The organism is Methyloversatilis discipulorum (assembly GCF_000527135.1).
Lineage (GTDB): Bacteria > Pseudomonadota > Gammaproteobacteria > Burkholderiales > Rhodocyclaceae > Methyloversatilis > Methyloversatilis discipulorum.
On record NZ_AZUP01000001.1, the window covers coordinates 2,725,056 to 2,745,502 of the forward strand.

A 20,447-nucleotide genomic window follows, 5' to 3' on the forward strand; every position below is an offset into this window, starting at 1 on the left:
CTCTCCGTGGAGCGGCGACCCGTGATCATCGAATGGCGGACACAAAAGCGAAAAACCCGCCGAACGCGGAAAGCGCGCTGACGGGTCGTGGGCAGCTCGCTTTAGCGGCATTTATAACGCGCCCGCAAGCTGGAGGCTCAAATCGGCGCGGACCCGCACCTTAAGGGGGTGCGGGGTTCAAGTCAAGTTTCAGCGGACGTCCATCGACAGGATCCAGCCAACCAGCCTGTTGGCGTCGGCTTCGTTGATCGCCACCGCATTGGGCGGCATCGCCAGACCTGCCGCCTTGCCCTTCCAGTGGCTGTCGTAGGGGTTGGAGCCCTTCATCACGATCTGCACCAGCTGCTTCTGCGCGTCCTTGACACCGTAGTAGCGCGCAGCCACGTCGCGCCACGGGGGGCCGACCGGCGTGCGGCCGTCGGCATTCTTGGCTGGTTCGACGCTGTGACAGACGGTACAGCCGCTGCTGCCGGCGAGCTTGAGCATGGCGGCGTCGGTGCTCGCATCGGCGAAGGCGGCGGAACTGCCGAGCGCGAGCGACATGGCGCCTGCTGCAAGTGCGTAACGGAAGGTGTTCATGGTCTTTCTCCCTGATGGATGTAAGCGTCCGGTGCCGTGACGGTCCTCGTGAAACCGTTGCGGCATCTCATGTCGCCACGCTAATCCCCCACTCGTCGTATGGGATTGACGTGCATCAAGGGCGTGCTGCGATGCAAAAACTATCGCTTCGCACGCGAAAGAACGACCCGTTCAGAAGCAGTTCGCCTCGGCCAGGCCGAGCCGGCAGCTCCACTGGAACTGTTCGCGCGCCTGCTTGATCGAGCGCTGGAACATCGCCGTCGGCTCAGCCAGGATGGCATCCGGCAGCGGCACAGCCGGGACGGCACCGCTGCTGTTGGTGAAGAAGCGCAGGAAGCAGGTTTCTTCCTTGTCGCAACTCTGTTCGATCACGCGGTTGTAGTAGGCGCGATCGCGCGCCGACGCTTCGGGCACGACGATGAACTGCATCAGGCCGAGCCGGCCGGCGACGATCCAGTCCTGCGTGTTGGCCGGCGCCTGTCCGGCATTCGCGCCGGCTGGCAGCGTGAGCGCGCAGAACAGCGCGCACAGCATGCGTTTCATGGCTTCTCCTCCGGATCGGCGCAAGCGCGCCGCTTGCCGGTCAGACCGGCCCGGCGCTGCCCGGTTCGTCGTCGGTGCCGGCGCGGCGCGTGCGCAGGCTGCCCTCGACCATGCGGTACTCGAACAGCCGGCATTCGAGCGCGCCATTGAACAGCGGCGTGCGCCGGCTCGCCTTCAGTTTGATCAGCTTGGGGAAGTCCGGGTCGGCGGTGATGAAATGGCAGCGCCAGCCGGCGTAGCGCTGCTTCAGCAGGTCGCCCAGCTTCGGATAGAAAGCGTCGAGCGCCGGTTTGTCTTCCAGCCGCACGCCGTAGGGCGGGTTGGTCACCATGACGCCGTGGTCGGCCGGCGGTTCGCGGTCCAGCAGGTCGGCGCCCTCGACCTTCACCACCCAGGGCAGCTTGGCCGCCTGCAGGTTTTCCTTGGTGCGCGCCAGTTCGCGGCCGGAAATGTCGGAGCCGAAGATGGGCAGCTCGCGCGGTGGCTGGGCGCGCGCGGCGGCGGCGTCACGGATGGTCGTCCATACCGCGGCGCTGAACGGCGTCAGCTTTTCGAAAGCGAAGCTGCGACCGAGGCCTGGCGCGATGTCGAGCGCCATCTGCGCCGCTTCGATCAGGAAGGTGCCGCTGCCGCACATCGGGTCGAAGAAGGGCTCCACCCGGTCCCAGCCGGACAGCATGATGATGCCGGCGGCGAGGTTTTCCTTGATCGGCGCCTCGACCGCGGCCACCTTGAAGCCGCGCTTGTACAGCGGCTCGCCCGAGGTATCGAGGTAGAGCGTGGCTTCGCGGTCGGTCAGGAAGACGTGGGCGCGCACGTCCGGATTGGCGGTGTCGATGCTGGGCCGCTGCCGGGTCTGTTCGCGCATGCGGTCGCAGATCGCGTCCTTCACCCGCAGCGTCACGAAATCGACGCTCTTCAGCGGCGAGCGCACCGCGGTCGTGTAGACGCGCAGCGTGCGTTTCGGGCTGAACCAGCGCTCCCAGGGCAGGCCGTAGGCCAGCTTGAAGATGTCGTCTTCCTTGCGGTACGGCCCCTGGCCGACGCGCCACAGCACACGGGTGGCGATGCGGCTTTCCAGATTGACGGTGTAGGCCAGCTTCCAGTCACCGGTGAAGCCGACGCCGCCGGGCACCACCTTGACGTCTGCCGCGCCGAGCGCAGCCAGTTCGTCGGCCAGCACCGGTTCGAGACCGCGCGGACAGGGCGAGAAAAAATGCTGGCCCGACTGCAGCTCAGGCTCTTCGCGCACGACGCGACGGACGGCGCGCACGCCGGGCTTCGGAGAATTCGGAGTGTTCATGGTTCAGAAAGGCTTCAGCACGACGAGGATGACGACCAGGAACAGCACCAGCACCGGCGCTTCGTTGAACCAGCGGTACCAGACGTGGCTGCGCGTATTGCGCCCGGCTTCGAAGTCGCGCAGCAGGCGGGCGCAGTAGTGGTGGTAGCCGACCAGCAGCACCACCAGCGTGAGCTTGGCGTGCATCCAGCCGCCGGAAATGCCTTCGCCCAGCCACAGCCAGAGGCCAAAGCCGACCGCCAGCCCGGCCAGCGGGCCCATGAAGCGCAGCAGCTTGCGCGACATCAGCAGCAGGCGGTCGCGCACGGCGCCCTCCTCCGGCCCGAGCATGGCCAGATTGACGAAGAGGCGCGGCAGATAGAACAGGCCGGCAAACCAGCTGGTGACGAAAACGATGTGCAGGGCCTTGGCCCAGAGGTAACTGCTTTGCATGGTCGACAGGGTCAGGAGGTCGTGGAAGGAGGATTCAGTGCGGCGGCGAGCACGGCATCGACGTCGGGCCGCGCAAGGCGCAGGCGCAGTTCGCGCTTCATGCGGCAGTTGTCGAGCACGCGCGACTCAGCCATGAAGGAAAGCGTCATCGGCGACAGCTTCTGCGCCGCCTCGGCACGCGTGACGCGCGGCGGGCGCGGCTGCGCGAAGGCGTCGGCCACTCGGTCGAAATAGTCGGCCATCTTCAGTCGGGTGTCGTCGCTGGCGTTGAAGGTGCGGCCGCCGCGCGCGCGATGCAGCGCGGCCCAGGCCAGACGGGCCAGGTCGTCGGCATCGATGTGATTGGTGTGCACGTCCTCGTCGGCGCGCAGCACCGGGTCGCCGCGCTGCAGGCGTTCCAGCGGCAGGCGGTCCGGGCCGTAGATGCCGGGCGCGCGCAGGATGGACACGGCGACGCCGCGCCGCGCCAGCGTGCGCACGGCGCGCTCGGCATCGACCCGTCGCTTGCCGCGCGCACTGGCCGGCCGCAACGGCCGGCTTTCCGGCACGAGGGCGCCGCCGCAGTCGCCGTACACGCCGCTGGTGCTGATGTAGCAGAGCCGGCGCACGCGGCCGGCACGCGCCAGCGCATCGACCAGCGCGCGACTGCGCGGGTCGGTCGCCGCGCCGGCATTCGGCGGCGGCGCGAAATGCCACACCCAGCCGGCGAGTGCCGCGACGCGCCGCAGGCTGCGCCGGTCATCAAGGTCGGCGCGCACGCAGCGCACGCCCAGCGGGCGCAAACCGGTCGCCGCGGCGTCGCTGCGCACCAGCGCCAGCACGCGTATCCGGCGGGCGAGCCAGGGCAGGGCGCGACGCGCAACGTCGCCACAGCCTACAATCAGCAGTCTTGACCGGGCGCCGCACCAGTTTGCAGGGGTGGCGCGTCGCGGTCTGCTCGTCATCTTCATTACCGGATTGTCTCACGCAGCCATGTCCTATCAGGTCACGCTCCAGCCCAGCCAGCACCAGTTCGCCACCGATTCCGAAACCCGCCTGCTCGACGCCGCGCTCGCCGCCGGCTTCAACCTGCCCTATGGTTGCCGCAACGGCGCCTGCGGTTCATGCAAGGGCAAGATCCTGTCCGGCACCGTCGACTACGGCCAGTACCAGGCCGCCAAGCTGACCGAACAGGAGAAGACCCAGGGCTACGCACTGTTCTGCGTCGCCAAGGCCTGTTCCGATCTGGTGCTGGAATGCCGCGAAGTGGGCGGCCTGAAGGACATCGCGGTCCGCACCCTGCCCACCCGCGTGCAGGAGATGCAGAAGCTCGCGCCCGACGTGATGCTGCTCAAGCTCAAGCTGCCGGCCAACGAAAGGCTGCAGTTCCTGGCCGGCCAGTACATCGACTTCCTGCTGAAGGAGGGCAAGCGCCGCAGCTTCTCGATCGCCAACGCGCCGCACGACGACGAATTCATCACGCTGCACATCCGCGAAGTGCCGGGCGGCCATTTCACCGGCCACGTGTTCGGCGCGATGAAAGAGCGCGACATCCTGCGTTTCGAAGGCCCGCACGGCAGCTTCTTCCTGCGCGAGGACGTCGAGCGGCCGGTGGTCATGGTGGCCGGCGGCACCGGCTTTGCTCCGATCAAGGCGGTGATCGAGCACGCGATCAAGATCGGCTACACGCAGCCGATCACGCTGTACTGGGGCGCGCGCACGAAACAGGACCTGTACATGCACGAACTGGCGCAGAGCTGGGTCGGTGCCCTGCCCGGCTTCCGCTACGTGCCGGTACTGTCGGAGCCAGCCGCCGGCGACGAATGGGATGGCCGCACCGGCTTCGTCCACCAGGTCGTCATGGCCGATCTGCCCGACCTGTCAGGCCACCAGGTCTATGCCTGCGGCGGCCCGGCGATGATCGATGCGGCGAAGGAGGACTTCACCCGCCAGTGCGGGTTGCCGATAGAACACTTTCACGCTGACTCCTTCACCTATTCAACGTAATCGACGCAATGGATCAGGACGTTTTCTTCACCCGGGAACCGGTGGTCAACAAGCAGCGGGCGATCACCGCCACGCGGCTGCGCGTGCACGCACCGGACTGCGCGGCCGCGGTGGCCGCACTCGAATCGATCGGCGATGACTGGCCGCTGGCGCGCCCGGTCTTCGTCGGGCTCGCCGGTTGCCGGCCCGACGCCACGCTGGCCGACTGGATCGCGCCCGAAGGGGCCATGCTGGAAGTCGCAGCGCCCTCGCTGTCCGACCCGGTCACCGCGGCCGCGGTGTCGCAGCTGGCACAGTCCGGCCTGCCGCTGGTGCTGTCCGATTACAAGGCCGGGACAGAAATTCCAGCCGGCCTCGCCTTCCGCTTCGTGATGGCCGACGCCCGCGTGCAGCCGGTCACCATCCGCGTGCCGGGCATCCTGATCGCCACCGGCATCGACGAACCGGCCGCTTTCGATGCCGCGATCAAGGCTGGTTACGGCGGCGCCGCCGGCTGGTTCTTCAAGGCTGGGCAGACCACGGCGAAGAAGCTCGCCCCGGCGCACGCACAGATCGTGCGCGTGCTGAATCTGGTCCGTCGCAACGCCGACCCGAAGCAGATCGAGGACGCGATGAAGCAGGACGTGGCGCTGTCCTTCAAGCTGCTGCGCTACATCAATTCGGCCGGTTTCGGCCTGATGTGCCAGGTGCAGTCCTTCCGCCACGCCGTGGTCATCCTCGGCTACGAAAAGCTGAACAAGTGGCTGTCGCTGCTGCTGGTGACCGCCGGCAAGGACCCGTCGGCGCCAGCGCTGATGCAGGCGGCGATCGCCCGCGGCCGGCTGATGGAGGTGCTCGGCGCCGAGTTCTTCCCGCGCGAGGAACACGACAACCTGTTCATCACCGGCGCCTTCTCGCTGCTCGACCGCCTGCTCGGCGCGCCGATGGACAAGGTGCTGGAAGAAATGTCGCTGCCGGACCGCATCAGCGACGCCCTGCTCGGCCAGGACGGCGCCTATACGCCCTTCCTGAAACTGGCCCGCGCCTGCGAAGACGCTTCGGCCGACGCGCTGTCGGAACTGACGCACGCGCTCGGCCTCAGCGCCGACGCCGTCAACCGCGCCCAGCTGTCGGCGCTGAAGTTCGCCGACACGCTGGAGTTCTGAGTTCCGGCTTCAAAGGCCGCTCGGCCGACAGCGTTCCGGCAATAACTCGCCGACCTGCCGTCGGAGCCGGTCTTTTCCCGGTGGGAGCGAGCTTGCTCGCGATAGCAGCCCTGATCGAAGCGGGCGCCCCGCCACTGCCACGGGTGAATCCCTGTCGTATCAGGCCTTCGACAGCGCCTTCAGCGCCTGGCGGATGCCATCGGACACACTCACCCCTTCCGGCAGCGTCTTCAGCGCCGCCTGCGCCTCGCGATCGCTGTAGCCGAGCGCCATCAGCGCGTTCAGGATGTCGGCGCCGGCATCGGGCGCGACCGCGGCGGCCAGCGATACGGTGGGCATCAGCTTGTCGCGCAGCTCCAGCAGCAGCCGCTCGGCCGTCTTCTTGCCGATGCCCGGAATCTTCGTCAGCCGCCCCGCCTCCTGCATCGCCACCACGCGCGCAAGTTCGTCGACCGACATGCCGGACAGCACGGCCAGCGCCATGCGCGGGCCGATGCCGCTGATCTTCACCAGTTGGCGGAAAGCCGCCAGCTCGGCCGGTGCCCCGAAACCGAACAGAAAATGTCCGTCCTCGCGCACGACGAAATGCGTGTGCAGCGTCACCCGCTCGCCGATGGCGGGCAGGTTGTAGAAGGTGCTCATCGGCACATCGACTTCATAGCCCACGCCCTGCACATCGAGCAGGATGCGCGGCGGATTCTTTTCCAGCAGCGAGCCGGTGAGGCGACCGATCATGAAAACTCCGGGAGACTGAAAGGCCTGTGGTGCGGCGGACGCGCTCAGGCCGGGCGACGCGCGATGATACGCCCGCCGCGACGGCGCGCGCCGGGGCCGCCGATGGCGCCCATACCGCGTGCGGCGTGCGCGTGGCAGATGGCGCAGGCCAGCGCGTCGGCGGCGTCGGTGCCGGGCGCTGCCGCGAGCGCCAGCAGGCGAGCCACCATGTACTGCACCTGTTCCTTGTTCGCCTTGCCGTGGCCGACCACCGCCTGCTTCACCTGCAGCGCGGTGTATTCGGCCACCGGCAGGCCGGTGGCGGTCAGCGCCGACAGCGCTGCGCCGCGCGCCTGGCCGAGCAGCAGCGTCGATTGCGGATTGACGTTTACGAAGACGATTTCCACCGCCGCGTGCGTTGGCTGCCAGGTGTCGACCACCTCGCGGATGCCGGCGAACAGCGTGGCGATGCGCGACGGCAAGGGCTCGCGTTCGTTCGAGGTGATGCGGCCGCTGGCGACGTAACGCAGCTTCGCCCCCTCGGCTTCGAGCACGCCGAAGCCGGTGATGCGCAGGCCGGGATCGATGCCCAGGATGCGCATGCCGCTCACTGCACGATGCCGCTGCCGACGTTGATGCGCTCGAGTTGCTCGCGGATGCGGATCGGGTCGTCAGAACGCAGCAGTTTGATCACGCGCGGCGCGATGTCGCCGCAATCGCAGCGCAGTACTTCGCGCTTCACTTCGAGCAACTGCGACGGATGCATCGAGAACTGGCGCAGGCCCATGCCCAGCAGCAGGCGTGCGAACTGCGGTTCGCCCGCCATTTCGCCGCACACCGCGACCGGCATGCCGGCCCGCTTCGCCTGCGCGATCACCTGCTGCACCAGTCGCAGCACGGCCGGATGCAGTGGATCGTAAAGATGCGCCACCGCCTCGTCGGCGCGGTCGATCGCCAGCGTGTACTGGATCAGATCGTTGGTGCCGATGGACAGGAAGCTGAAGTGGTTCATCAGCGTGCCGAGCGCCATCGCCGCCGCCGGGATTTCGACCATGGCACCGACTTCGACGCGGTCGTCGAACTTGCGGTTCGCCTCGCGCAACTGCTGCTTGGCCAGCGCGATTATCGCCAACGCCGATTCGATCTCGTGCTGGAAGGCCACCATGGGCAGCATGATGCGCACCTTGCCGTAGTGCGCGGCGCGCAGGATGGCGCGCAGCTGGGTGACGAACATGCGCGGCTCGGCCAGGCAGTAGCGGATCGCGCGCAGGCCGAGCGCCGGGTTGGCTTCGCTCCGCTCGGCGCCGCGCAGCGCCTTGTCGGCGCCGATGTCCAGCGTGCGCATGGTGACCGGCTTGCCCTTCATCGCCTGCACCACGCTACGGTAGGCCTCGAACTGTTCGTCCTCGTCCGGCAGGTCGTCGCGGTTCAGGAACATGAACTCGGTGCGGAACAGGCCGATGCCGTCGGCCTCTACTTCGCGCACCTGCTCGACGTCCTGCGGCAGTTCGATGTTGGCGAACAGCTGCACCGCCTCGCCATCGAGCGTAGTGGCGACGGCGCCGGTCAGGCGCTTCAGCTTCGAGCGCTCGATCTCGATCTCGCGCGCGCGCAGCCGGTACTCGTCGAGGATGCGCTCGTCCGGATTGATGATGAGCACGCCACGCACGCCGTCGACGATGAGCATGTCGTCGTCCTGGATCAGCCGGCGCGCCTGGTGCATGCCGACCAGCGCCGGAATCGCCAGGCTGCGGGCGACGATGGCGGTGTGCGAGGTGGCGCCGCCGAGGTCAGTGACGAAGGCGGCGATGCGCTGTGCCTTGAATTGTATGGTGTCGGCCGGCGACAGGTCGTGCGCAACGACGATGCTGTCAGTGTCGCGCCGGCGGGTGCTCACCCGGTTGCGCTTGCCGGCCAGCGCCTTGATCACGCGCTCGACCACCTGCACCACGTCGGCGCTGCGGCTGCGCAGGTAGGCGTCGTCGATCTGCTCGAACTGTTCGACCAGGCGGTCCATCTGTCGCTTGATCGCCCACTCGGCGTTGCAGCGCCGGCTGCGGATGTACTCGCCGGCCTCGTCGAGCAGCAGCGGATCGTCGAGGATCATGCTGTGCAGGTCGACGAAAGCGAGCAGTTCGCCGCGCGCCTCGGTACCGTCGTTCATCAGACCGCTGCGCAGCTCGGCCAGTTCGGCGCGCACCGCGTCGAAGGCGCGGCCCAGCCGGACCACCTCGTCATCGACCTTGCGCGGCGGCAGCGAGTAGTGGGCCACCTCGAGCGTCGCGTGCGACACCAGATAGGCGTGGCCGATCGCGATGCCGCCGGAAACGGCGAGACCGTGCAGCGTGAAGGTCACTTACTCGCCCTCGCCGAACTTGTCCTCGATCAGCGCGACCAGTGCAGCCATGGCAGCGTCGGCGTCGGCGCCTTCGGTCTCGATGACGATGACCGAGCCCTTGGCAGCCGCCAGCATCATGACGCCCATGATGCTTTTCGCATTGATGCGGCGACCGTTGCGCTCCAGCCACACCTCGCAGCCGTGGCGGCTGGCGATCTGCGTCAGCTTGGCCGAGGCGCGCGCGTGCAGGCCCAGCTTGTTGGTGATCTCGATCTCACGTCTTGGCATCGCGCCCCACCTTCATCGCCATCACTCCGTCGCGGCCACCGCTGACCGCCTTGTTGACCAGCCCGTGCAACGTCTCGCGCTCGCGATAGGTCAGCGTGCGCAGCAGCATGGGCAGATTGACGCCGGACACCGCCTCGACCTTGTCCGGCACGCACAGCTTGAGCGCCAGATTGGATGGCGTGGCGCCGAAGATGTCGGTCAGCAGCAGCACGCCTTCACCGCTGTCGACCACCGACATCATCCGCCGCGCCAGCGGCAGCAGGTCCAGCGGATCGTCCTGCCCTGACACGCCGAGCTGCGCGATCTGCGCCGGCCGCGTATTGAGCACGTGGCAGGCGCACTGGATCAGCGACTCGCCGTAGCTGCTGTGCGTAATCAGAAACAGGCCGATCATCGTTTGAATTCTCCCTTGGCTGCATTCTAAGCGCTGCAACCGGTGGGGACCGGTTGCCGGACAGCGCGAATCAGAAGCGGGCGCAGCGCTCGCAGGGCACCTGCACCACGGCATGGTCCTCAAGCCGCACCGCGGTAAGCTCGCCCCCCCACAGGCAACCCGAGTCCAGCGCGACCAGATTGGGCGCCCGGCGGTAACCCAGCGCGGACCAGTGGCCGCAGACGACGGTGTGCGTGCGCCAGCGCGCGGCCTTGATGTCGAACCATGGCCGGTGTCCGGGCGGCGGCTCGTCCGGCGAACCCTTGCTGAAGAACTCCATGTGACCGGCCGGCGTGCAGAAGCGCATCCGCGTGAGCGCATTGACGATGACGCGCAGGCGGTCCCAGCCGGTCAGCGTGTCGCTCCAGGCGGCCGGCTCGCTGCCCCACATGCGGTGCATGAACTCGTCGTGCTGCGGCCCGCGCAGCGCGTCCTCGACCTCGCGCGCCAGCAGCATCGCCTGCACCACGTCCCACTGCGGCAGCAGGCCCGCATGCACCATCGCGAATCCGCCCTCGACATGCATCATCGGCCGCTCGCGCAGCCAGGCCAGCAACTCGTCGCGGTCCGGCGCGTCGAGTACGTGGTGGAAGGTGTCCAGCCGGTGCTGCTTGCCGTGACCGGCAGCGATCATCAGCAGCGACAGGTCGTGATTGCCCAGCACGGTCACCGCGGCGTCGCCGAGGTCGCGCACGAAACGCAGGGTTTCCAGCGACTTCGGACCACGATTGACCAGATCGCCGACAAACCACAGCCGATCACGACCGCGATCGAAGCCGCAGCGCTCGAGCAGCGTTTCGAGCGGGTCGAAACAGCCCTGCAGATCGCCAATCGCCCAGGTGCTCATGCGCCGGTACCGCTGCGAACTTCGGCGGACGGAGCCGGCGACGGTGCCGGGCCGTCACCTTGCGGAATGTATTCCGGTACCCACTGCGCCAGTTCGGCTCGGACGGCGGCCGGCTCGGCCGGCAAGGGGCCGGTCAGCCAGCGCTCGAGCCGGCCCAGCCACAGCGCGTCATCGATCGCCCGCGCACGCGCGATACGCACCTTCGGGTGATGGGTCGGCCGCGTCGTCTCGTCGCTGGCCAACAGCTCCTCGTACAACTTTTCGCCCGGGCGCAGCCCTGTGAACTCGATCTTCACCTCGGATTCCGACGCGCCGGACAGACGGATCATGTCGCGCGCCAGGTCGGCAATGCGCACCGGCTCGCCCATGTCGAGCACGAAAATCTCCCCGCCCTCGCCCATCAGCGCCGCCTGCAGCACCAGCTGTGCCGCCTCGGGGATGGACATGAAGTAACGGATGATGTCCGGGTGAGTGACCGTGACCGGACCGCCACGGGCGATCTGTTCCTGGAAGCGCGGAATCACGCTGCCGGAGGAACCGAGCACATTTCCGAAACGCACGCAGACGAAGTGGGTTTCACCCGCACCTTGCATGGCTTGGCAGACCATCTCCGCAAGTCGTTTGCTCGCGCCCATCACGTTGGTCGGATTCACAGCTTTATCGGTGGACACCATGACGAAGCGCTCGACCCCTGCGGCAACCGCCGCACGCGCGATCACCAATGTGCCCATCGTGTTGTTGCGTAACGCCTCCGCAGCATTTTCGCTCTCCATCAGCGGAACGTGCTTGTAGGCGGCCGCATGGAACACCACCTGCGGAGCTGACCTCTTCAGTACAGTGCGAATCCTTTCGTCATCCTTCACATCACCGATGAGGCACACGAGCGCAAGCTGCGGATGCAGCGCCCGCAACTTCTCCTCGATCCGGTAAAGCGCGAATTCAGAGGCCTCGAACAGCACCAGCGAAGCAGGTCGAAGGCGTGCAATCTGTACGCACAACTCGCTGCCAATGGAGCCACCGGCGCCACTAACGAACACCGTGCGCCTGGCAATCAGGTGCTGCAAACCCTCGTTATCCAGCTGTATGGCCTCGCGACCCAGCAAGTCCTCGATCTCAACCTTGCGTAGCGCCTCGATCGACACCTTGCCGGACATCACGTCCTCAATCCCAGGCACGGTAAACACCTCAGCGCCGGCAGACGCTGCAAGGTCGGTAGCTGCCCGAATGCTGGTACGGGCAGCTGACGGCATGGCAAGAATCACATGCCTCGCCTTCTCGGCTTGAAGCACATCAGGGAGGCCGGACACTGGACCATGCACAGTATGTCCTGCGAGTTCGCGCCCCCACTTCAGTGGGTCATCATCGACCAGGCCAACCACGCGCCAATCAGGACTGCGCTCGAGCTCCTTGACCAGGATCGCCCCCCCGCGTCCCGCACCCACGATGACCACGGGCTTGCCTTGCGCGATTAGCCCGCCATACAGCCGATGCTCCTTCCACATCCGGTATGCCACACGCCCACCGCCCATCACGATGAGCAGCAGCAGCGGGTAGAGCACCAAGAGCGAGCGCGGAATCAGCAGCGGTCCCGGCCTGTAGAGCAGCATCATCAACCCAAGCATCAACGTCGACACACCTACCGCCTTCAGGACGCGGCGCAGATCCGGCAGGCTGGCGAATACCCACATGCCCAGATAGAGGCCGGCCCATCGGCAGATGATGGCGTGCAGCGGCAGCAGGATGATGCCGCCACTGACGATGAGATCGGTGTACTGGTGCGGCCAAACGAAGTTGAAGCGCAGCAGGTAGCCGCCGACCCAGGCGATCACCATCGCCAGCAGGTCGAATGCATACACCATCAGCGAACGGATATTGCGATTCATCGAGTTTCCTGAGCGACGTTCCAAGCGCGCCAGCGGCGGTCTATCCAGCAGCCGGCAGCCAGCAGCGCCGCCGACGGCAGCGCCAGCAGAGCGGGCGTCCACGCGCTGTCCAGCGCACGGGCCAGCAGGGCGCAGGAGGCACATGCCGCCATCAGCGCGTAGGCGAACCACGCCGTGCGCGCATGCCCAAATCCGGAGCGTACCAGCCGTTGGTAGAAATGTTCGCGATGGGCCTCCCAGAAGCGTTCGCCCCGCAGCATTCGACGCGCCAGCGTCACGCTGGCGTCCACGATGAAGGGCGCGAAAACCACCGGCACGAACCAGGCCGGCCACACGCCGCGCAGCACGCCTTCCAGCCCGAGCGCGGCGGCCAGGAAGCCGAGCGGGATGGAGCCGGCGTCGCCCATGAACACCCGCGCCGGATGCAGGTTGAACACCAGAAAGCCCGCGGCACCGCCGGCCAGCGCCGCGGCTGGCACGGCAAGTTCGGCCTCTCCCGCGACAGCGGCCGCCAGCGCGCAGGCACCGAAGCCGGACAGCGCCATGCCGCCGGCAAGCCCGTCAGAACCGTCCATGAAGTTGTACAGATTGGTCATCCACACCGTGAGCACCGCCACCGTCAGCGCCAACGGCCAGGACAGACCGGCCAGCACCACCAGCGCCGCCGCGGCCATGAAATGGATTCCGAAGCGCAGGCCGGTGGGCAGGCCGTGGCGGTCGTCGGCAAAAGACACCAGCACAAGCACGGCAGCGGGCAGCACCCACGGCGGCGCCACACAGCTGACCGCCAGCGCGAGCACGCTTCCGGCCACGATGCCCCAGCCGCCCACCCGCGGCGTCGCGCGCGTGTGCAGCGAGCGGTGATTGGGTTCGTCGGTGGCCAGACGCCAGGCCCAGCCGGTGCGCAGCAGCAGCCAGAGCAGGCCTGCCGCCCCGGCCGCCGACACGAGAGCAGCCAGCCATGAAGACAGCGCGACAGTCATGAAGCGCACTCCGCGACGGCGCGGCGCAGCGCATCGCATGCGCTCACTGGCGGCTCCCAACCGAGCAGCCGTCGCGCCTTGCTGATATCGACCTCTAGACTGCCGCACAGGCGCTCGGCGTCGGCAGAACGGCCGATCAGGGCCGCTGCGACCCGCAACAGTGCGACCGGCACTGGCAGCAGCCGGGCGTGCCGACCGCGAGCGTGCGCGACCGTGTGCAGCAGTTCAGGCGTGGACAGGCTTTCGCCATCGCCGGCCAGAAAGAGTTGGCCGGCGGCCGCATCGCTGCGCAGGCAGGTCACGATGAGATCGACCAGATTGTCGATGGCCACCAACGTGCGCCGGTTATGCACCGCACCCAGCGGCAGCGGCACGCCACGCGCCGTCCAGCGCACCAAACGCGCGAAGTTGCCGGGCGCGTGCGGGCCATAGACCAGCGGCGGTCGGATCACGACCCACTCCATGCCGGTGCCCCCGCAGACCTCGCGCAGCGTCCGCTCAGCCTCGAGCTTCGAGTTTGCATACGGCCCCTCCGGCGCCGGCCTGTCGTCCTCAGTGAACGGACGATCGGCGCGCCGTCCATTCACGCCGATCGAGCTGACGAACAGGAAACGGCGCACGCCGGCTGCTGCGGCCTGTTCGGCGAGGCGCCGGGTGCCGTCGACATTGATCCGGTGGAAATCCGCCTGGGCAGCGTCGCTGCCTGCTGACTCGACGTGGACATGTGCAGCCGCATGCACGACGGCCGCAGCGTCGGCGAGTACCGGCATCCAATCGGCCTCCGGCCCCAGCGTCGGACCGCACACCGTGTCCGGCCCGCCCTTGCCCGGGGTGCGCACGACCGCGCGCACCGCAATGCCGTCCGCGCGCAGGCGACCGACCACGGCGCCACCGACGAAACCGCTGGCTCCGGTCACCACAACCGGGCCGCCCGAAAGGCCCGCCATCAGTCCGGACGCGCCACGAATTGGCGACCGCGCGACAGCACCTTGGAAAGCGCGAAGCGCGGCAGCGAGAAGGGCAGACCGTGCGACTTCAGCGCGTCGGCGATCTCCCGGTTCTGTTGCCAGATGTTGCGCAGGCTGCGGTTGGTGGTGCCGCCCATACGCATCTTGACCAGCAGCTTGGGCAGGTAGCGAGCACGCAGGCGGACCACTTCGAGGAAGCGCGACATGATTTCCACGTCAGCTGCGATGCGGTAGCGCAGGTCGAACAGACCATGCCGCAGATAGACCTCGCGACGCGCAAAGAAAGTCGGGTGCGGCGGACACCAGCCGCGCAGAAAGAGCCCGGGCTGGAAATCGCTCGACTGCCAGTAGCGCACGATGCGTGACGTGTCGTCCTGACGGACATAGCACAGATCGCCGTAGCACACCTCTACACCGGGGTCCTCGAACACCTTTGCTACCGCCGACAGTACGTCGTGCGACGGATAGAAATCGTCTGCGTTGATGAAGCCGACGACGTCGCCGGTCGCCCGCCGTATGCCCTTGTTCATCGCGTCGTAGATACCCTTGTCCGGCTCCGACACGAACACCTTTACATGCTGCCCCGCCTGCTCAACCAGGGCCTGGGTGCCGTCGGTCGAGCCGCCATCGACCACGATGTGCTCGACATCCGGGTGGTCCTGAGCGGCCACCGACGCGAGGGTATCGCCCAACGTGGCGACCGAGTTGTAGCAGACGGTGATGATGGAAATCTTCATACGGGCATCCGGAATGCGAAACCAGCGGGGGGCGGCATCATGCCTGCCCGGTCCTGGGCGATGTCTTGAGCAAAATCAGCCGTGCGCCGAGCGCCGCCGCGAAACGGGCGCGGTGCGCGATCTGCGCGATCAGCCCGTAATGGCTGCGCCCACCGGTCGGCGAAGCACTGGCGGCGTGGCGACGATATAGCAGCGTTGGCGTGCCGACGAAACGGACCCGCCCGGTCGCGCTGGCGACAAGGCCGAGCCAGGTGTCGTGCATCGGCAGCCCTGGTGGAAATGGCAGGGCACGGGCCAGCAGCGATCGACGGAACGCCATGCAGCAGCCGAGAAAGCTGTTGCGCCATAGGTTTCGCAACAAGCCAGGCCCGGATCGTCGCTGGGCGAAGAAGGAGGGGTCGGTTACTGCCAGCATGCCATCTGTAACCAGGCAGTCGGATACGACCAAGTCCGCCGACGCCAGCGCCTCGATCAGCAGTGTGCGCTTGTTCGGCAGCCAGACATCGTCCTGGTCGCACAGAAACACGTACTCGCCCCGAGCGGCGCACAACGCGCGTTCGAAGTTGGCCACCACGCCGAGCCTCTGCTTGCCCGGCAGCAGGCGGATGCGTGGATCGTCGCGCTGTTCGATCAAGGCCAGAGTGCCGTCGGTCGAGCAGTCATCGGCGATCACCAGTTCGTCACCGACATCGAGCTGCGCCAGCACCGAATCCAGCTGTGCCTGCAGATAGGGTTCGCCATTGCAGGTGGCCATGCAGACCGAAATCATGTCCTCGAAACGGCTGCGTAGGCGCGGCGGCAGAGGCGATAAAGGCCCATCGGCAGCATGCGCTTGAGCACGCGGTTAACCCGCATCAGCGGCGTCACCCGCGGCGCATGTCCCGCCAGCGACATCAGATCGAGCGCCTTGCCGGACGCTGATATGCGTACCGCACGCAGCACGCACTGATAGACCGTGGCATGCGGGTTGCGCAGCACCGCCGCCTTGAGGTCGTCCGGCGCCCTGCGCCAGCGATCCGCGTACTCGGTGTCCTCCGGCGCACGGCTGACAAAACCGGCATCCACCACCTTGAAACCGGCGACCTCGACCAGAGTCTGCATATTCTTCAGTCCGAAGAAGCGGATGTGGGTGCTGTCCAGCAGGCCAGCATCGCGATACTCGAAATCCTCGTCCATCAGGCAGGCGTGGATGACCGCGTGACCGATGTGGGGCAGGGAAATCACCACGCAACCTTCAGGCGCCAGCAGCGCCTCGCAGGCGCGCAGCAGATCCTGCGGTCGATTCAGGTGTTCCAGCACATCAGCCGCGACCAGCGCGTCGAAACTCTCGCCTCTGATCTCGCCAACCCAATTCGTTTCGTTCAGGTTCACCCGCATTACCCGCTCGCAGTGAGGCGCGAGGTGGGGCAGGAAGGAGCTTTCCAATTCCACCGCGGTGACACGGCTCGCACGCTCGGCTTTTAGGCGGCGGGTAATCGAGCCCGGCCCGGCGCCCAGTTCGAGCACGCGCGCATTCGGGGGCACCATCGCCAGTACGATGTCTGCCGCGTTCTCGCCCTGTCCGTAGAGCTTCTCGTAGTGATAGTTGATCGGCTCAGCGCTTGCCATTCGATTCCCCGGTTCTGATGCCCACGCGAATCAGGGTGCGGGACAGCAACCGATCCAGTGCATTGACGTAACGCAGTATTTTACTTTTGATGAAGAAGCGGCGCAGTGCGCGGTCGAACTCCGGTATCGGCCGGTGCGGCACATCACTCACCTTGAGCGGCGCGAGCGACGGCTGCACGCGGTAAGGATCGAAACGCCAGGACGAACAGTGCACCCCGGTGCCATCCAGCCCGATGTTGTGGATGGTCGAACGCACCGGCGCCAGCGACAGCTTGCCTGCAAGGAAAAGTGAGGCATGCCAGCGGATGAACCACGAATTGTTCCGGCCCGCGATCTGGTCATTCAGCATGCGCATGAAATTGCCCGGCCCCACCCGGTCGAAACCGGTGGTCAGGCCACGCGCCTCCAGTTTCTGCACTAGCTTGCGGCCGTCCGGCTCGAAAAGTTGCCAAGCACGCGACCAGGTCGCCCAGCCCCAACTCATCGGAAACGGCAGCAGCAGGGTATCCGGCATGCCCGCCGGCACCTTCACCGGATACATGTAGGCGGAAATGCAGCCCACCGCCTCGTCGTCCGCATAATGGTCCAGCGCATCGTTCATGTAGCATAGGAAGTGTGGCGAGGTAATCAGGTCGTCCTCCAGCACGATCACCCGGCCATGCCGCGCGCACAGCATGCCGGCGCCATCGATGATGGAGCGTGCGAGCCCGAGATTGCGCTCTCTCCGGATTACCGTGACCGATGCGAAGCCTTGCACGTCGCGGATGCATTCCAGCACCTCAGCATGGGCGGCCCGCGCCGCCCCGTCTCGCGGTGCGTCGGCGAAAATAAAAAGCGGCGTCTCGGTCGCCAGCGTGTTCGCGCGGAGCGCCGCCAGTGCCTGCCTTGTATGCTCCGGCCGGTTGTAGACGAAAAGGGCAACCGGGGCGCGGAGCCCATTGCCGCATGCGGAAGACACCATGATTACGGCGCCACAATATCCAGGACCGCACTTCGCCAGCCGCTGAACGCTGAATACCCTCCCCGGAAATAAAAGACCACCACCTTCAGAATCCTGGAAACCCTCCGAGCCTCAAGAATACCCCGTCTCTCACGAACAATCTTGACCATCTTGGAAAGATCTGAGAATGACCGATCAAAAGCTTCGGAAGTTACAAACCCTTCCTCTACAAGGGCGTTCCTATTTTTCTCGGCCCAGAAAAATAGAGGCTCAATATAAGAGTGCGAGAGCGCAACACTCTTCCGCGATAGAACGAACATGCTGAGCAAAAACCTGAACCTTGAAACTGAAGTCTCGTTCAATGCCCCCTCGCGTGTGACGGCACCCTCGTGTCGACGATAGTGCGCCAGAACAACCGGGAGCACCACACGCCCATCAACGAAATTCGCACAACAATGCAGCCATTGATCATGCGTAAGCGCTTCGCGCATAGGAATCGGCAAGCAGAGCTTCAAGAATTTACCGCGGACGGCCGTCGCCATTCCATTGACGTAGCTCTTATCCGAAATCCCGCAGGATCGAAGCCTGTCAAGTTTCTTTTGACCACTCGAACGAAGTTCTTCATCGCAGAAAAGCAGGTCGTGAATTACGAGCACCGCTTCTGGATGACTCCCGAAAAAATCAATCACCGTCAAAATCTTATTTGGGCACCACCAATCATCCTGATCGCTTAGAAAAACATAATCCCCAGAACAGTGGGCCAGGGCCCGCGAAAAATTCTCAATATAGCCAGAATTACTTTCATTCCGCAGAATTCGGACGAGCAAACGCCCATCCCTTGAAAATGACTCAATAACCTCAACAGTCCCATCCGTTGAGGCGTCGTCCGAACACACCACTTCATCTGGCGGCGTGGTCTGTGAAAAAATACTTTCCAGTTGGCATCCGAGATATGCAGCGCCGTTCCAAGTCGCAAGAGCGACCGAAATTTTGCCCGCACGGGCTTCCACTTAGAGTCCCTCGCTCGGAGCGCCCAGGGTTGGCGAAACCGGAAGATCCGAAAACAACGTCGTGTCACCCAACCGATACAGCGGAATGGATCTCTCCTCGGCGATGCGCACGAACTCGGATATGTACCTTTCTCGCTTATCTGCCAATCGGTCCTGATCCTGTTTGACCACCATGTATGCCCTCGTATCGTTTTCACTCAGGCACTCAAACAGTGAGGCCCAGAAATACGCATAGACAACCTGGAGCATTTCAGTGGCAACAGAACCCTTCTGATGCGCCATCAAATCCATATCAGGGATCGATACAAAATCATCGAGGATCCGTTTCATCAAAGGAATATCTCGTGCGAAAAAATGTATCCGCTTGGCAATGTCCGACGTACGCTCGAATCCACAGAAAGTAATAGAGCAAGGATTCATCGCCAAGGCCGCATTAATCATGAGAAAGAGGACATTCTGGTTTGTATAGAGAACCACCTTTTTCGGTCCAACTTCCGCAGAAAACAATTTTTCTGGCGCATCGCCAAAATTCTTGCGCATTATTGGCTCCAACCCGTAGCCGGCAGATCGACCATCCAAGGTTGGGTTAATCACCATCGACGGCGGACTTTTCGACACCTGAGCAAGTCTGCACATTACCAAGTGCGCAGAGATGTACAAATCCAGATCAATATCGAGGTAATTTGTCCAATTACACCCTATAACCACGAGATCGGAAGGCTTCCCCTTCGACTTCAACACCGCTTCTAACGCTCTAGCGCTGGTCGATGCACCAAGCAGCACAACATGCTTTCCTGAATGTTCGCGCATCCAGTCTGCAAGAGGGGGATATACTCGACCTTTCCCCCGATGACCTGAACGTGCTCGTCGAAAAGCCTGAATCATCGACCTGAGCAGAAGGCGGAAGAATTCCCTTAACCATCGACGCCCGATGTATACCAAATGCGAAAAACTTGGACCATGGATATCATCGCCTGTATCCAAAACGTTCATAATCTTCGCGATAATACTCATAGACCCTCGTCGAAAAACTATTTAGCGCATCCTCTACAGAAGGGATCTTCCTTGAAGACTTGCTTGCAAAACGGCCGCTGTAGAAGGAGAGAATATTCCCAAGCCCCCCTTTCCCACCCAAGTCCTCCAAGGCAGCAAGCGCCTTGCCGACTCCGTTTTCCTCAATCTTGTACACTCTCTCGCCACCTCCATCAGGAATAAATTCAACCTGTGGTCGAAAGTGATTGTCATGCATCCATGGATCGGCTCGAACACGATCAAGCACAGCATTCGCCCAAGCAGCAGGCGCGAGATCAGTAATCCCCTGTCTTGACTGCCAATAGTATTCGGACTTGAACCGTTCGAGCGGGTGTCTGCATATCATAAGCACCAGATCAAACAGTTCGAAATTCATGAACCCCGCGAGCACCGAAGCATGTAAATGCTGAGGGGACGACTTCAACATCGAAAGCCTTTCTGCACTCACTCCTCGAATAGACAGATATTCCTTCCAGCCAAGCCGCCTAGCCCCCGCCTCGACGCTTGATCCTCCTGCCTTCGGAATATGAATGAAAAGGCATGTCTTATCTCTTTTTATGAAAACCGGCATCAGAATAGTGCCCTAGCGATCTCTAAAGAAAAACGTCTTTGCGGCCTTGGACCGGAAAGCTGCGGGATCTCTTCCGCGCCTACGAAGCGACAGCGAGCGCGAATCAT

General features: G+C 64.7%; 23 protein-coding genes and 1 riboswitch. Of the genes, 2 read left to right on the forward strand and 21 right to left on the reverse strand.

The features are described 5' to 3' along the window. Positions 1-80: 80 nt before the first annotated feature. Positions 81-159: riboswitch (SAM riboswitch) on the reverse strand. A 30-nt stretch (positions 160-189) separates the two neighbouring features. The 5 genes from METFAM1_RS0112695 to METFAM1_RS0112715 all read right to left on the reverse strand — a co-directional run bounded on the left by METFAM1_RS0112695 (position 190) and on the right by METFAM1_RS0112715 (position 3,807). Continuing rightward, positions 190-579, reverse strand: coding sequence for a c-type cytochrome (locus METFAM1_RS0112695; protein WP_019915676.1), 390 nt, complete (start codon positions 577-579; stop codon positions 190-192). A 171-nt stretch (positions 580-750) separates the two neighbouring features. Then, positions 751-1,122: a hypothetical protein gene (locus tag METFAM1_RS0112700; RefSeq protein WP_019915677.1), complete on the reverse strand. Its 372-nt coding sequence runs from the start codon at positions 1,120-1,122 to the stop codon at positions 751-753. Positions 1,123-1,162: 40 nt separating this feature from the next. After that, positions 1,163-2,425 (reverse strand): THUMP domain-containing class I SAM-dependent RNA methyltransferase, encoded by a 1,263-nt coding sequence (locus METFAM1_RS0112705; protein WP_019915678.1) that lies wholly within the window; start codon positions 2,423-2,425, stop codon positions 1,163-1,165. Between the two features lie 3 nt (positions 2,426-2,428). Then, complete coding sequence (locus METFAM1_RS0112710; RefSeq protein WP_019915679.1) at positions 2,429-2,857, reverse strand: CopD family protein; 429 nt, start codon at positions 2,855-2,857, stop codon at positions 2,429-2,431. 11 nt (positions 2,858-2,868) lie between these two features. Next, positions 2,869-3,807, reverse strand: coding sequence for an SDR family oxidoreductase (locus tag METFAM1_RS0112715; protein WP_408630418.1), 939 nt, complete (start codon positions 3,805-3,807; stop codon positions 2,869-2,871). Positions 3,808-3,829: 22 nt separating this feature from the next. Between METFAM1_RS0112715 and METFAM1_RS0112720 the strand changes: the two genes are divergently transcribed. Both METFAM1_RS0112720 and METFAM1_RS0112725 read left to right on the forward strand, forming a co-directional pair. Continuing rightward, positions 3,830-4,843 (forward strand): CDP-6-deoxy-delta-3,4-glucoseen reductase, encoded by a 1,014-nt coding sequence (locus METFAM1_RS0112720; protein WP_019915682.1) that lies wholly within the window; start codon positions 3,830-3,832, stop codon positions 4,841-4,843. 8 nt (positions 4,844-4,851) lie between these two features. Next, a complete protein-coding gene (locus METFAM1_RS0112725) occupies positions 4,852-5,988 on the forward strand; it encodes an EAL and HDOD domain-containing protein (protein ID WP_019915683.1) in 1,137 nt (378 codons plus the stop codon). 159 nt (positions 5,989-6,147) lie between these two features. Here METFAM1_RS0112725 and ruvA read toward each other — a convergent pair whose 3' ends face one another. The 16 genes from ruvA to METFAM1_RS20900 form a co-directional block, all read right to left on the reverse strand. After that, positions 6,148-6,723: a Holliday junction branch migration protein RuvA gene (gene ruvA / locus METFAM1_RS0112730; RefSeq protein WP_019915684.1), complete on the reverse strand. Its 576-nt coding sequence runs from the start codon at positions 6,721-6,723 to the stop codon at positions 6,148-6,150. Between the two features lie 44 nt (positions 6,724-6,767). After that, positions 6,768-7,304 (reverse strand): crossover junction endodeoxyribonuclease RuvC, encoded by a 537-nt coding sequence (ruvC, locus tag METFAM1_RS0112735; protein WP_029644358.1) that lies wholly within the window; start codon positions 7,302-7,304, stop codon positions 6,768-6,770. 5 nt (positions 7,305-7,309) lie between these two features. Beyond that, a complete protein-coding gene (ptsP, locus tag METFAM1_RS0112740; protein ID WP_019915687.1) occupies positions 7,310-9,058 on the reverse strand; it encodes a phosphoenolpyruvate--protein phosphotransferase in 1,749 nt (582 codons plus the stop codon). Then, complete coding sequence (locus METFAM1_RS0112745; RefSeq protein ID WP_019915688.1) at positions 9,059-9,328, reverse strand: HPr family phosphocarrier protein; 270 nt, start codon at positions 9,326-9,328, stop codon at positions 9,059-9,061. Further along, positions 9,315-9,722, reverse strand: coding sequence for a PTS sugar transporter subunit IIA (locus METFAM1_RS0112750; RefSeq protein WP_019915689.1), 408 nt, complete (start codon positions 9,720-9,722; stop codon positions 9,315-9,317). Before METFAM1_RS0112750 ends, METFAM1_RS0112745 begins: the two co-directional genes overlap by 14 nt. A 70-nt stretch (positions 9,723-9,792) precedes the next feature. Further along, positions 9,793-10,608, reverse strand: a complete 816-nt coding sequence (locus tag METFAM1_RS0112755) for a symmetrical bis(5'-nucleosyl)-tetraphosphatase (RefSeq protein ID WP_019915690.1) — start codon at positions 10,606-10,608, stop codon at positions 9,793-9,795. Further along, complete coding sequence (locus METFAM1_RS0112760) at positions 10,605-12,491, reverse strand: polysaccharide biosynthesis protein (protein WP_024300682.1); 1,887 nt, start codon at positions 12,489-12,491, stop codon at positions 10,605-10,607. Before METFAM1_RS0112760 ends, METFAM1_RS0112755 begins: the two co-directional genes overlap by 4 nt. Then, positions 12,488-13,474 (reverse strand): MraY family glycosyltransferase, encoded by a 987-nt coding sequence (locus METFAM1_RS0112765; protein ID WP_024300683.1) that lies wholly within the window; start codon positions 13,472-13,474, stop codon positions 12,488-12,490. Before METFAM1_RS0112765 ends, METFAM1_RS0112760 begins: the two co-directional genes overlap by 4 nt. Then, on the reverse strand, positions 13,471-14,421 hold the full coding sequence (locus METFAM1_RS0112770) for an NAD-dependent epimerase/dehydratase family protein (RefSeq protein ID WP_019915695.1): 951 nt from the start codon (positions 14,419-14,421) through the stop codon (positions 13,471-13,473). The genes METFAM1_RS0112765 and METFAM1_RS0112770 overlap by 4 nt, the downstream gene beginning before the upstream one ends. Beyond that, positions 14,421-15,179 carry a glycosyltransferase family 2 protein gene (locus METFAM1_RS0112775; RefSeq protein ID WP_019915696.1) on the reverse strand — a complete coding sequence of 253 codons (759 nt, stop codon included), beginning with the start codon at positions 15,177-15,179 and terminating at the stop codon, positions 14,421-14,423. The genes METFAM1_RS0112770 and METFAM1_RS0112775 overlap by 1 nt, the downstream gene beginning before the upstream one ends. A gap of 37 nt (positions 15,180-15,216) precedes the next feature. Beyond that, on the reverse strand, positions 15,217-15,933 hold the full coding sequence (locus tag METFAM1_RS0112780; protein ID WP_198291402.1) for a glycosyltransferase family 2 protein: 717 nt from the start codon (positions 15,931-15,933) through the stop codon (positions 15,217-15,219). An 11-nt stretch (positions 15,934-15,944) separates the two neighbouring features. Next, entirely contained in the window at positions 15,945-16,787 is an 843-nt protein-coding gene (locus METFAM1_RS0112785) for a class I SAM-dependent methyltransferase (RefSeq protein WP_019915698.1), read from the reverse strand. Then, a complete protein-coding gene (locus tag METFAM1_RS20200) occupies positions 16,774-17,748 on the reverse strand; it encodes a glycosyltransferase family 2 protein (RefSeq protein ID WP_019915699.1) in 975 nt (324 codons plus the stop codon). The genes METFAM1_RS0112785 and METFAM1_RS20200 overlap by 14 nt, the downstream gene beginning before the upstream one ends. 2 nt (positions 17,749-17,750) lie before the next feature. Beyond that, positions 17,751-18,737 carry a glycosyltransferase gene (locus tag METFAM1_RS20650; protein WP_081627157.1) on the reverse strand — a complete coding sequence of 329 codons (987 nt, stop codon included), beginning with the start codon at positions 18,735-18,737 and terminating at the stop codon, positions 17,751-17,753. Further along, positions 18,738-19,751, reverse strand: coding sequence for a hypothetical protein (locus METFAM1_RS20895; protein WP_198291404.1), 1,014 nt, complete (start codon positions 19,749-19,751; stop codon positions 18,738-18,740). Continuing rightward, a complete protein-coding gene (locus tag METFAM1_RS20900; RefSeq protein WP_232419755.1) occupies positions 19,705-20,340 on the reverse strand; it encodes a sulfotransferase family 2 domain-containing protein in 636 nt (211 codons plus the stop codon). Before METFAM1_RS20900 ends, METFAM1_RS20895 begins: the two co-directional genes overlap by 47 nt. Positions 20,341-20,447: the final 107 nt, after the last annotated feature.

Coding starts and splice junctions, on each gene's coding strand:
- METFAM1_RS0112695 (WP_019915676.1), bottom strand. CDS start 579: ATGAACACCTTCCGTTACGCACTTGCAGCAGGCGCCATGTCGCTCGCG.
- METFAM1_RS0112700 (WP_019915677.1), bottom strand. CDS start 1,122: ATGAAACGCATGCTGTGCGCGCTGTTCTGCGCGCTCACGCTGCCAGCC.
- METFAM1_RS0112705 (WP_019915678.1), bottom strand. CDS start 2,425: ATGAACACTCCGAATTCTCCGAAGCCCGGCGTGCGCGCCGTCCGTCGC.
- METFAM1_RS0112710 (WP_019915679.1), bottom strand. CDS start 2,857: ATGCAAAGCAGTTACCTCTGGGCCAAGGCCCTGCACATCGTTTTCGTC.
- METFAM1_RS0112715 (WP_408630418.1), bottom strand. CDS start 3,807: ATGAAGATGACGAGCAGACCGCGACGCGCCACCCCTGCAAACTGGTGC.
- METFAM1_RS0112720 (WP_019915682.1), top strand. CDS start 3,830: ATGTCCTATCAGGTCACGCTCCAGCCCAGCCAGCACCAGTTCGCCACC.
- METFAM1_RS0112725 (WP_019915683.1), top strand. CDS start 4,852: ATGGATCAGGACGTTTTCTTCACCCGGGAACCGGTGGTCAACAAGCAG.
- ruvA (WP_019915684.1), bottom strand. CDS start 6,723: ATGATCGGTCGCCTCACCGGCTCGCTGCTGGAAAAGAATCCGCCGCGC.
- ruvC (WP_029644358.1), bottom strand. CDS start 7,304: ATGCGCATCCTGGGCATCGATCCCGGCCTGCGCATCACCGGCTTCGGC.
- METFAM1_RS0112745 (WP_019915688.1), bottom strand. CDS start 9,328: ATGCCAAGACGTGAGATCGAGATCACCAACAAGCTGGGCCTGCACGCG.
- METFAM1_RS0112750 (WP_019915689.1), bottom strand. CDS start 9,722: ATGATCGGCCTGTTTCTGATTACGCACAGCAGCTACGGCGAGTCGCTG.
- METFAM1_RS0112755 (WP_019915690.1), bottom strand. CDS start 10,608: ATGAGCACCTGGGCGATTGGCGATCTGCAGGGCTGTTTCGACCCGCTC.
- METFAM1_RS0112760 (WP_024300682.1), bottom strand. CDS start 12,491: ATGAATCGCAATATCCGTTCGCTGATGGTGTATGCATTCGACCTGCTG.
- METFAM1_RS0112765 (WP_024300683.1), bottom strand. CDS start 13,474: ATGACTGTCGCGCTGTCTTCATGGCTGGCTGCTCTCGTGTCGGCGGCC.
- METFAM1_RS0112770 (WP_019915695.1), bottom strand. CDS start 14,421: ATGGCGGGCCTTTCGGGCGGCCCGGTTGTGGTGACCGGAGCCAGCGGT.
- METFAM1_RS0112775 (WP_019915696.1), bottom strand. CDS start 15,179: ATGAAGATTTCCATCATCACCGTCTGCTACAACTCGGTCGCCACGTTG.
- METFAM1_RS0112780 (WP_198291402.1), bottom strand. CDS start 15,933: ATGGCCACCTGCAATGGCGAACCCTATCTGCAGGCACAGCTGGATTCG.
- METFAM1_RS0112785 (WP_019915698.1), bottom strand. CDS start 16,787: ATGGCAAGCGCTGAGCCGATCAACTATCACTACGAGAAGCTCTACGGA.
- METFAM1_RS20200 (WP_019915699.1), bottom strand. CDS start 17,748: ATGGTGTCTTCCGCATGCGGCAATGGGCTCCGCGCCCCGGTTGCCCTT.
- METFAM1_RS20895 (WP_198291404.1), bottom strand. CDS start 19,751: ATGAGTATTATCGCGAAGATTATGAACGTTTTGGATACAGGCGATGAT.
- METFAM1_RS20900 (WP_232419755.1), bottom strand. CDS start 20,340: ATGCCGGTTTTCATAAAAAGAGATAAGACATGCCTTTTCATTCATATT.